This is a genomic window from Armatimonadia bacterium (assembly GCA_039679385.1).
In the GTDB taxonomy this organism is placed as follows: Bacteria; Armatimonadota; Zipacnadia; order Zipacnadales; family JABUFB01; genus JAJFTQ01.
The window spans coordinates 1-11,294 of the sequence record JBDKVB010000041.1; the positions used below are offsets into that span (position 1 = coordinate 1).

Annotated in this window: 8 protein-coding genes; 2 read left to right on the forward strand and 6 right to left on the reverse strand. The window is 64.3% G+C overall.

The window, feature by feature from the left end:
* The 6 genes from ABFE16_03945 to ABFE16_03970 form a co-directional block, all read right to left on the reverse strand.
* The coding region (locus tag ABFE16_03945; protein ID MEN6344430.1) for a hypothetical protein at window positions 1–629 on the reverse strand (629 nt) is incomplete at its 3' end.
* A 60-nt stretch (window positions 630–689) separates the two neighbouring features.
* The gene (locus ABFE16_03950; protein ID MEN6344431.1) at window positions 690–1,898 is read right to left on the reverse strand and encodes a hypothetical protein; all 1,209 of its coding nucleotides are present in this window, start codon (window positions 1,896–1,898) and stop codon (window positions 690–692) included.
* Between the two features lie 115 nt (window positions 1,899–2,013).
* The gene (locus tag ABFE16_03955; protein MEN6344432.1) at window positions 2,014–3,216 is read right to left on the reverse strand and encodes a hypothetical protein; all 1,203 of its coding nucleotides are present in this window, start codon (window positions 3,214–3,216) and stop codon (window positions 2,014–2,016) included.
* A 26-nt stretch (window positions 3,217–3,242) separates the two neighbouring features.
* Window positions 3,243–4,022 carry a hypothetical protein gene (locus tag ABFE16_03960; protein ID MEN6344433.1) on the reverse strand — a complete coding sequence of 260 codons (780 nt, stop codon included), beginning with the start codon at window positions 4,020–4,022 and terminating at the stop codon, window positions 3,243–3,245.
* Window positions 4,023–4,390: 368 nt separating this feature from the next.
* The gene (locus ABFE16_03965; protein MEN6344434.1) at window positions 4,391–5,071 is read right to left on the reverse strand and encodes a tetratricopeptide repeat protein; all 681 of its coding nucleotides are present in this window, start codon (window positions 5,069–5,071) and stop codon (window positions 4,391–4,393) included.
* 135 nt (window positions 5,072–5,206) lie between these two features.
* The gene (locus tag ABFE16_03970) at window positions 5,207–8,704 is read right to left on the reverse strand and encodes a glycoside hydrolase domain-containing protein (protein MEN6344435.1); all 3,498 of its coding nucleotides are present in this window, start codon (window positions 8,702–8,704) and stop codon (window positions 5,207–5,209) included.
* 163 nt (window positions 8,705–8,867) lie between these two features.
* On the opposite strand from ABFE16_03970, the gene ABFE16_03975 reads away from it, so the two are divergent.
* Both ABFE16_03975 and ABFE16_03980 read left to right on the forward strand, forming a co-directional pair.
* Window positions 8,868–10,979, forward strand: coding sequence for a glycoside hydrolase family 2 TIM barrel-domain containing protein (locus tag ABFE16_03975; GenBank protein ID MEN6344436.1), 2,112 nt, complete (start codon window positions 8,868–8,870; stop codon window positions 10,977–10,979).
* A gap of 79 nt (window positions 10,980–11,058) precedes the next feature.
* Window positions 11,059–11,294: MFS transporter (locus ABFE16_03980; GenBank protein ID MEN6344437.1), on the forward strand; the 236-nt coding region annotated here is incomplete at its 3' end.

Below are 11,294 nucleotides of genomic sequence, written 5' to 3' on the forward strand. Positions count from 1 at the left end.
GGTACGATGTCAGTGTGAGGCAGAGCCGAAGACTTGACGCACTTTCTGTACCGGCGCTCTTTGGAGTTCGGAGTGAAGAAGCACTTACGTGTGGTGAGGATGACCCCGCTTTGCAGCAACTCACCCCATCGGTGCTCCTGGAACTGCACCAGGCGCTCGCTTGGTACCTCGGGAAAGAAACGCGCGCAGAAGGCCTTCTCAAAAGTCTCCGTATCAGCAGGAGAGACGCCCACATCGGGCATCGTGCGCCCAAAGAGCCACCAGATCACACCCTCGTCGCACTCTTCGACTTCGAACCTGTCGCCCGTCCCCGGCAACTCCAGAACGCACCTGGGAAAGGGCTTATCCTCCCATCGTTCCTCCACGAACTGCAGTTCCTCCGCGATGGGCCGTTGTGTGAAGGCGACCACCAGTTGCCTGGCGCGCTCAAGGCGCTGCTCCAGCGGCATCTCCGGCCAGCTATGCGGACCATGGGACACCACAACCGGGCGGTCTGTTGGCGTCTGCGCTGCAGTAGTATCTGCGGCCTGTTGGGCCTGTGCAGAGAGCGTCACCACTGCAAGGGTGGCGAGCAGCCGTGCGCCGCACACCCAAGCGACCCTTGCCCACCGCCGACCCATACGACTCATCACATCACCCCCCGAAGAGTACACGGACATGGCCGTGGAAGCGCCCGTCGCGACCACACCTCAGGGTGCGGTCCACGGCCTCGCGAGGTCCACCAGACGGACTTCCTTGTCGATGTTGTAGGCCAGCCACCTGCCGTCCGGTGACAGCGTGCATCGAGGAGTGTATCCCCAGATGTCGTACTGCTCCGGGGTCTTGTGCATATGCCTGTCTGGGTGGATCTCAATCCGGTACGATCCGTCCTCCACCTCGCAATCGGCAAAGCTCGCTGCCACCTTGCGGCTCCCGGCCTTCTCGTCCCAGACCCACAACCGGTGGAGGATGGTTCGTCCACCTTCGAGCAAGTCAAACCGCAGGTCCTCCCAAAAGGCCAGGTAGGAGCCAGAGGCGCCTGCCCCGTAGTCGTCGATGGTACGCATCGTGAACTGGAGCGGAGCGCTTGGCGCCGGTAGCTCCTGTTCGGTCGCCGGTCTGAACTGACGTAGCACCCGCGCTTCACCGCCCGGTATCAGTGGAACAGAGATGATCGAGAGGTCGGCGTAGAGCACCTCTTCGCCCATCCACTCCCTTCCGGGAACCGAGCCAAAGGCACCAACCGCCGCCGTGTCCGTTAGCCACGTAGGACGCACCTCGCAATGAGCGACGTGGACGCTCGGCGGGAGCGTGCCACGTGCCAGCAAGCGGCCCCTACCTGACCAAAGCTTCAGGGGTCCCCCTCGCCAAAGCGCATCGCCCCCACGCCCGTCATCAACGGTCCACCACAGCATATGGTCGACCGTACCCGAATCGAGCTGGACCTCTGTTGGCGGTTTGCCTTCCCGCAACTCGAACACGGCGCAGGGCAGAGAGCCCCTGACGTCATAGGACCCGCATAGCAGTCGCCCGTCAACCCGGAAGATGTCCATCAGATCCCCTGGGAGCCTGCCAGGCCCGAGCGCACCCAGGGCGCTGCGCTGGCCGTCTGTCGTTATCTGGAGGAGGCGGTATTCCCTGGTCACATCCAACGAAGGCCACTGCGTAACCACCACCAGTTGATCGCCGGAGGGCCAGCGAAGGTCGGCGACCCACAGGTCGTCCTCCAGAAGGACCGTGGAACGGGGCGACCAGACTGGATGGAAGTCAGGCCGCGCCAGCACCTGCCGCACCCACTTCGAGAGTCTGACGTCGCGCTGCCTTGCGGGTGTGTCGTTGGCTTGCCGCGCTAGCACAACCGCAGCGACGACAGCGGCGACCCCGACAGCAAAGACAAGCAACCGGCGCCAGCCTCGCACATCACTCACCTCTTGAGGATTCTGTCCTAGTAGTTTGAAGCTTCCCCACTGGTGGCGTTTGGTCTTGTCGTCACAACAGTCCCCAGGGGCGATGGCGGCCTTTTCAACGCCCCGTTCACCACTCCAGGCTCACCGGCGTCAGGGCAGAGCGGTGTCCGGGATCATGGGTGACGTCGTACGGTGTGTGATTGGCTTCGTCCCATCTTTCGGGATCATCAAGGTGTAGGATGTGGATGCTGTGGTTGAGGACGGCATTCGCACCCGCCGGCTCTGCATAGTCCCCAAGGATATACGCCACGCGCTGCCCGTCTGGCGACCAGGCTGCATCCCATATGTTCGAGTTTCCACCTTGGTGCGGTACGACCAGCGTACTGCCATCCCCTCGTGAGACGACCAATCCAGACACTGCGGGCACAATACGCCCTGCCTGTCCATACCCCAGGAGCAGACCGGTGCCGTTGGGCTGCCATCCATAGAGCCAGGTGTCCGTCAAGAGGGGTTCGCTCTCCGCGCCGGGTATGCGCTCCAGCACGCGCTGCAGTTTCCTGCTCTCAACGTCGTAATTCCAGACCTGCCGCACGCTGGTCGTGAGGTCCAGAGCCTCAAAAGCTAGATTCTTGCCGTCCGGCGACCAGCAGGGCTTGGTCTCGACCATCGTGTCGGGCCAGTCAGTGATGCGGAGGTAGCGTTGCCTGCCTCCGGGCGGTTGCTGGACAAGAACGTGGGATCTGGAGATGCCTACGTCACTGTGGCGTCGCAGGGCACAGAACGCCAGCGTGCCGCTGCGTGAGACTGCGGGGAACCCGTGGTCGTCGCCGTCTGTCGATACGCTTCTGCTGAAGTCGAAGGCTGCCCTGTCGGAGCCGAAAGCTTCGACTCTCATGTCAAGCACGCGGAGAGGGTGTATCAGCGCGATCTCCCACGCATCGGTCCAGATGAAACAGACCGCCCTTCCGTCCGGACGCCAGGACAAGTCCCCGCGACACGCACACATGTGTTTCTCGAAGGGCGACGCGAGGTTGGCGCCGGTGTCCATGCGGTGGAGCCACAGGTTGCCTGCGCGCACGAACATGAAGGAGCGTCGGTCGGGGGCATAGTGCGGCCACATCCCGCCTCGTACCACAAGCTGCAGTTGGCCCTTGTCGTCCAGCGTGTAGATGCCCCAGGTGCCCTCACGGAACTCCGCGCAGGTCACAAGCAGGCCGGCATAGCTGGGCTGAGGCTTCGAAGGCGCAGCCGCCTGTCCGTGCGCCCCCAAGCCGGGCAGCAAGGTGAGCAGAGCGGCGGTACGAAATCCGAACGCCCACCGGTGCGACATGCCGATCACCTCTCAAAGACTCTGGCCTAGTTTCCGATGACCCGTCCGCTGATGGCGCTAACGTCAACGATCACGTGCATCCCTTCGCCGATATCCACCTGCACCATCCAGACAAGACGCTGGCTCCCCTTCTCGTTGACCAGCACAACACACCGCGGTGCTGCGACGGAGGTACCCCGTCCGCAGTACTTCAGAGCGGCTTTGCGAGCAGCCTCCGCCGGCGTGCGCGGGGTGGTCCCGATCTTCGCGGGGATGCGTCGCTGGGTGAATCGGCTCACTCCTTTTGACTCCGCGTCCACCGCCAACGTGACCCACGACGGATGCAGCACTCCGTTCCGCACATCACCCCATCCCAGCCACCAAAGGCTCTGCCGGCTCTGCGCGTCCGGTATGGTCTCCCACGGTGAGGCCTGCCACTGCTCCGGAGGCGTCGCGCCGATACGCGCGAGAAAGTCCTTCGCGATCCTCTCTGCCTCAGCGCGGGAAAGGGCGGGGGCCTTCGGAGATGAAGGCTTGCGCACTGATAGAGATGCATGCCAGAGATAGCCCGGAACCGCGACGTCGAAACTGCCTCCCGGTGCACCTTCGTCCGACGCTTCGAACCGCAGCACCCTCACCCCCTCTTCGGTCACCTCGCCCTTGTAGGTCAGCCTGGCGGCATCCAGGGCTGGGAAGGCACGCAGGATCAGCGCTCGGGCCTGGTCGACGGTGACCTCCGGCTGCGAAGGCAGCTTCTCTGCCGGGGCCAAGCAACACAGCAGCAGCGCTGAAGTCGCCACAACGAGGCACCGAAGCAGTCGTGCCATGCGAACCAGTCCCTTCTGGACGGCACTGAGCGTGAGCTCCCCGGGGCGTCGAGTCCCGTGCACTCGCACGGAAAAGCCCGGCGACCGAACACCTGCGTGCCGGAGGCCGGGCCTGAGAGAACTGCGCTGTGAGTCGAGTGAGGCATCAGCGATCACTCCCCCGGGAGCGCAATCGCTTGAAGTGTTGAGATGTTAGGAAAATGCTACCTTATGTCTGCATGTGTCATGGCAAGGGCATTGGAGGTTACAGACGGCAGTTTCTACGTCGGTTTACGGCCACCTCTGTTCCTTGATGAACACAGATAGCCCCGGCCTTGTTCCTCCGGGGCAACCGCAAGACGCCCGCACAGGCCGCTTGTGAAGCCTGGCTAACGGTACTTCGCGATGTAGGCCTTGAGGACGCAGGTGCAGCTCTGTTCAGTGGGGTTGAGCTTGAGGAAGCGCTCGAAGCAGCGCACGGCCTCTTTCGTGTTCTTCTTGGCATTCCAGGCCCAGCCGAGCGAGAGCCATGCCTGGGAGAAGCGCGGATCGGTCTTGAGGGCCGCCTTGTACTCGTGGATCGCCTCGTCGAACCGCTTCTTCTTGTAGAGGGCTCGGCCGAGGTTGAGGTGCGCTCCCGGAGAAGTCGGGCTGATCTTGAGGGCGGACCGGCAGGCGCTGATCGCGTCGTCGGGCTTGCTGAGATCGTTCAGGGCTGCGCCGAGGTTGACATAGGCGCTGACATTGCGAGGATTCAGGCTGACCGCCTTGCGCCACTGGGCGACGGCATCGGTCAGCTTGCGCTGCGCATAGAGGGCGATCCCAAGGCCTGTGTAGGCGGCGTCGGAACGGGGATCGGCGGCCACGGCAGCGCGGAACTTGGCCTCGGCCTCATGGACCTTGCCCTTTGCGTAGAGGGACATCCCCGCTCGGTAGTGGGCGTTGGAGGCCTCGTTGGCATAGGCCGGCAAGGTGAGCGCCCCGGCGGCGAGAATCGCCGGCAGGAGAAGGCGAAGGGATTGTCTACCCAATCTGGCAAGCATGGCACCACCGGCCTGGGGAGGCATCATCGTCCCCTCTTGGCCAAGTCGATTGTACACCAAGGCGTGTGCGAAGGCCACTCTTGCCGCAGCAAGAACAGGGACGGGCCATGTCGACCCGTCCCTGTCGTGAGGTCTCGAGGAACTCGCTCCCGGTAGTCTCGGCTAGTCGAAGGGCCCGCGAACTCGCTGGAGCGGAGCCGTCGCCTCGGAGAGCACACGGTCGCCGCTGGTCAGCGATGCCTTGAGCACGTAGCTGCCGACTGGCAGGCCGGTCACGTTCAGGGCAAACTCGGCCCGGTCGCCGGTAACCTGTGGAAGCGTGGCCTTTGCCAAGGGTGTCGTCTGCCCGCTCGCATACACGCCGATCTCGACCCCCGCCTGTGACCTGAGGGACTCGGAGAGGTTGACCTCAAGCTGCACGGCGCCGGTGTTCTCGCTGAGGTAGAAGGTGCGCGGACGCACCGTCATCTTCAGTGTCGGCGGCAGCGTCGGTGTGAAGGTGCGCTCGGCGAGGACCGTGCCTGTGCCGGCTGCGGTGAGCCGGAAGGCGAAGGCCGGTGCAGGCTCCGCCGCGATGTTGTAGCGATAGGTCTTCGACACGGTCGCTCCGGGCTGCAGAGCAATCGGGCTTGTCTCGAGTGCCTGGCCCTTCGCAGCGCCGCCGACGAAGAGCATCGGCATCACGCTCTGAGCTGCGGCCGTCTCGTTCCGGAGCGCCACGGTGAACTCGTTGGAGCCCAGGCGCGCCGGTGCGACCCTGAAGTCGCCGATCCAGGACTGGCCGAAGCTCGCCACGCCGAAGCGATCAGGCTGGCCGAAGCTGCCGCCGGTCGGTGCCCAGCAGGAGAGTTCGAGGGTCTCCATGGGGCGTCGCTCGCGGCAAACGTTGAGCCCGAACTGCCCGCCGGTCAGCCCAAGATCGGCCAGCGGGATTGCCCACTCGACCGTCCAGCGGTCCGTGCCGACCTTAGCCTTCGCGACCGAGGCGGCCCGCCACTTGCGGTCGACGGAGTTGTTCCAGGACTGCACGCCCAGAGGGTTGACGATGACCTGGCGGAACTGGGATCGGCTCAGGGTCGGGTCGACGAAGAGCTCGAGGCAGTCGTCCTCCCAGACGTTTTCGCCGTCCCTGGTGACCTTGGCGGTCAGGTGGGCGATGTTGTCCTCGTGACAGGTTGCGGCGAGGTACAGATTCTTGGAGTCCGCGCCGACCAGTACGTCGGTTGCCTGCTGCGGTGTCCCGCGTCCCGTGTTGATTGTGAAGGGATCCAGGCGCGCTGCCTTGGCCCAGATCGCGTCGGTGAGGTCGCCATCGAGGGCAGGCCCCTGGGTCCAGATCGGGATGGTCACCTGACGCCCGGCAGAGACAGTGGTGGCTGGCGCCTGAGGCGCCGTCGTCCATCGGACATCGCTGACCAGACCGGCGCGAGGTCCTGTCGCAGCGATCTGCGGTGAGGGAAGCTGCTGGACATCGCCCAGGGCCGCGAGGACGTTCCAGGTGGCCATGGCTACGCGCCACCGGGCTCGATCATAGTCGGCATGCTCCCAGCCATTCGGCAGCTTCAGCGTTCCTGCCACCGTGGGATTGGCCTGAGCATCGGCACCGGTCTGCGTCCATGCCGCTCGGCCCCGGACGGAGGGAGCGTAGTCAAGGGACGCCAGGAGCGCGTCGTACTCCGCCTGGGCCTCCGTGGCAGCACGCTTGGCAGCCGGGTTTGCGGAGGCCTCTGCGCGTCGGATTGCCTGACGCAGCGTGTAGGCGTACTTGTAGTCGTCGATACCCTCGCGAGCACCTGTCCAACCCGTCGAGGGGCCACCAGGTTCGGCCGGCATCGGCGGGTACACGTGCATCCAGTCGCCGCTCGTGTGGTCCTGGTCGTTGTAGGGCCCGCCGCCGTAGCTGATGTAGGCCCAGTTGTAGCAGCCGCTCGCGCCGCTGCGGAGCTGGAACCAACCGGCCGTGTAGCGGTCGACTTCGGGTCGGTAGGACTCGACGTCGCAGTTGTACAGCAGGATCGTCCTGCCCTCACGCTGGGCCTTGGAGACGACCTGCGGCGAGGAAAGCGCGCCGTTGTAGTTCCACAGGTCGGCATAGGGGCCGGCTTCGTTGTGGAAGTAGTCGTCGCCGGGACCGTCCTGCTCGGTGCGCATCCCGGGGATCTGCTTGAGGAGCTTGAGGCAGTGAACGTTGCGGTCCTTGTCCTCGCGGCTCTGCCAGCCGGGTTCATCCACGGGCTGCACGATGATTTCGGCCCAGCCATGCTTCTTGTGCTCCTGCTGCATGGCGATCCAGAAGCTCTTGTAGCAGCGGTCCCACTCGGGTGACATGCCGGCAGCCGTCGGAGCGCCCTGAGAGGCGGCTGACTGGCCGCTGTCGGAGAGGAGCACCACGGGAGCGGGGAACTTAAGCTCCTTGTACAGGTCCATGAACTTCTCGTAGGGACTGGTGCCGTCGAGGTTCAGTTGGCAGGTCCCGTCGGCGAGGAACTTCGCGTTCGCGGTCGGTGGACCGAAGCAGAGGCCCACGGAAGTCATCCCGTGCTGGCGCATGTCGGTCATGTGAGGCCGGAGGAGAGCGATCGCCTCTGCATCGTCCTTAGCGAAGCGCGGGCGCACGTAGTACTCGCCCCAGTACATGTCCTGCGGCTCCTGAAGCCGGTACGGAAGCACCCGCAGACGCAGCGGCAAGGTTACCTGGGCGCCGTTCGCCCGCTGCAGAACCACCGACCCCTCATACACGCCGGGCTGTGCGTCGGCGTTGACCTGCAGGTCGAGCAGCCAGCGGCGAGAGGTGTCTCGGGCGACGTCCACTTCGGAGCGCCGCTCGCACTCGGAGGGCATTCCGGCGGTGTAGCGCTTGTCCGAGTAGGTGACGCGCTTGTTCATGTACCGGATCGGCAGGACCTCGCCGGTGGCAGGTATCCCCTGGAAGGACACCTTGACCGACTTCAGGTCCTCGAGAGCATAGACCGCCAGGTTGGCGGCCTCATACTCACCGGGGGTCGCGAAGACGTCGAGGGAGCTGATGCGCTCCGTAGCAAGCGGCCGGGTATTGGCGAAGACCAGGTCCGTCCACGGCCGGCTGAACAAGACCAGGCCCTGCTTGCGCTCAGCATCGGTGGGCACAGGCTGGGCAGTGTTGTCGAGGTAGCGGATCGCCGTGAAGCGGTCGTCGAAGTTCTCCCAGCGCAGGTTGTCGAAGTACAGCGTGTAGCTGGTTCGCGGCTTCATCGCATAGGGGAAGAACTGACGGATCGGGCCCATGCCGCTGATGCTGAACTGCACATGCTTGGTCGTCTTGGGCGGGATCTGCTCAGTGGAGAACTGACCGGAGCCCGTGACGGGGTCAATGCGCATCGAAAGAGGGGCCGCCGAGGAGCCGGGATTGTAGACGTCCATGGCCAGCACCTGGTACTTGCTGGTGTCCTCGGTCGGTCGGAAGGTGAAGCCTGGCCACGAGTCCCGCTCGCTGCCAGGGAAGAAGACCTTGATGGCCCATTCGCCGTCTGTAGCATGCTCTTTGACCCGCTCGATCTGAGTGCCGCCGGGGATGGCGACCTTGAGCGAATCCTGGGTCTCAAAGGATGTGATGAGCTGTGCCCAGGCCAGGCCTGTGCAGCCCACCAAGACTAACAGAACCATAGGTAGTGACGATCTCATGCAAGCCCTCCTATCATCAGTTGGCGACTTCTTCGCCACGTCACTAACGGTTCCCTTCGCACTATCTTCGGAAGGAGTCACGCCGTCACGTGATGAATACCGTGCCATTCCCCACGTAGCCTGAACATGACGCGGCCTGGACCTGGAGGGATGGTCGGTGCTGATGCAACGGGCTCCCCTGATGGTCGTTTCGCTTGTGGCACTCGCGGGTCTGTTGGGTTGTGCAGGAAGTCTCCGGGCCGAAGAGGTCCGCCTCGACGTGAGCCTGAACCAGGGCTGGAAGTTCCTCCGCCAGGACGCTCCCGGGGCCGAGAGGTCCGACTTCGACGACGCCCAGTGGGAAGCCGTGACCTTGCCCCACACCTGGAATGCGCAGGATGGCCAGGACGGTGGCCGCAACTACTACCGCGGGATCGGCTGGTACCGGCGGCACTTCACTCCTCTCGCCTCCTGGGAGGGCAAGTCGCTGTTCCTTCGCTTCGACGCCGCTGCCACGACGGCTGACGTGTTTCTCAACGGGACGCCCGTCGGCACTCACAAAGGCAACTTCGGCGCCTTCTGCTTCGAGGTCACGAACCTGCTTCGCCCAGGCCGGGACAACGTACTCGCCGTCAAGGTCAACAACGCCCGGGATGGCGATGTGCCGCCGCTTGGTGGTGATTTCACGATCTTCGGCGGCCTGTACCGCGACGTGCACCTGCTGGTTCTCGATAGACTCTCTGTGAGCCCGCTGGACTTCGCCTCCCCCGGCGTCTACCTCAAGCAGGTTCGGGTGAGCGCTGAGCGTGCGGAGGTGGCCGTGACAACCTGCCTGCGGAACGGGACCGACTCCGCGAAGACAGTCAGCCTCCGCTGGACGGTGACGGACCAGGCCGACAAGGAGGTCTTCCGCTCCCTGGCCGGTGTCTCGATTCCGGCTCACGGGACTGCCGAGTCCCTCCAGGGCATCTACCTGGACCGGCCGCACCTGTGGCAGGGCCGGAAGGACCCCTACCTGTACACTGCGAGCGTCGAGGTGTTGGAAGGCTCGCGGGTTGCCGACCGTGTCTCGCAGCCCCTGGGACTGCGCTCCTATGAGGTCGATCCCGAGAAGGGCTTCCTGCTGAACGGGCAGCCGTACGTGCTCCACGGGGTCAACAAGCACCAGGACCGCATCGACAAAGGCTGGGCCATCGGCCCGGCACAGCAGCGTGAAGACGTCGACCTGATGCTGGAGATGGGCTGCACCTGCGTGCGCCTTGCCCACTACCAGCATCCGCAGTACACCTACGATCTGTGCGACCGCTCTGGGCTTGTGGTGTGGGCAGAGCTGGCCCTGGTGGGCAGCATCGGCAAGTCCCCGGCCTTCGCGGCGAACACTCGCCGGCAACTCACCGAGTTGATCAAGCAGAGCTTGAACCACCCCTCGATTCTGTTCTGGAGCCTGTACAACGAGCTAGGCTTCGGCCGCGAACCGATCCCTGCGGAAGGGCCCAAGCCCTGGGACCTTGTGGCCGAACTCAACGACCTGGCGCACCAACTGGACTCGACGCGCCTTACGACGGCTGCGACGAACCAGTCGAACTCGCACCCGGTGAACTGGATCACGGACATCATCGCCTTCAACCGCTACAACGGCTGGTATAGCGGCAAGCCTGAGGACTGGCCCAGGGTTCTCGACGACGTGCACAGCAAGTACCCGACTCGCCGGGTTGGGATCAGTGAGTATGGGGCGGGTGCGAGCATCCTCCACCACGAGATCCCTCCCAAGCATCACGCCACCGTAGGCCGATGGCACCCCGAGGAATGGCAGGGAGTAGTCCATGAGGCCGCCTACGGGGCCATGAAGGAACGCCCGTGGCTATGGGGCACCTTCCTGTGGAACATGTTCGACTTCGCGGTCGACGCCCGTGCCGAGGGCGATCATCTGGGACGCAACGACAAGGGGATGGTGACCTACGATCGCCAGACCCGCAAGGACACCTTCTACTTCTACAAGGCCAACTGGACCACCGAGCCCTTCGTGTATCTGACCAGCCGGCGGTACAACCCCAGACCTGCCGGCGTCACCTACCTCAAGGTGTACTCGAACTGCCCCACGGTTGAGCTGAGCCTGAACGGGAAGGCCCTTGGTTCGCAGACTGGCACCAACGGGGTCTTCGTGTGGAAGGACGTGAACCTGCCGGAGGGCCCCTGTGCCGTCGAGGCGGTTGGCACGGGTGAGGGCAAGACCGCGACGGAGGCCTGGACGTGGACGTGCCGCTCGGACGTACCCGCGCCTGTCGCGGGGGAGTAGCTTCGCTGTCGTAGCCGTCTGACACCGGGGGGACCGTGACCTGAAAAGCGTCGCTCCCTCGATCGGGAGGCACCTGGCCATGTCAGAAGAGTCGACTGCTCCCGGACCCATGCCTGCAGCACAGACCCCTGCGAAGGCTCGGATCGGCAACTACCGCTGGGTGATCTGCGCGATGCTGTTCTTCGCAACAACGATCAACTACATGGACCGGCAGGTCATCGGCATCCTCGCCCCGACGCTGGGCAAGGAGATCGGCTGGAACGAAGCCCAGTATGCCAAGATCGTTCTCTGCTTCCAGCTCGCCTATGCGATCGG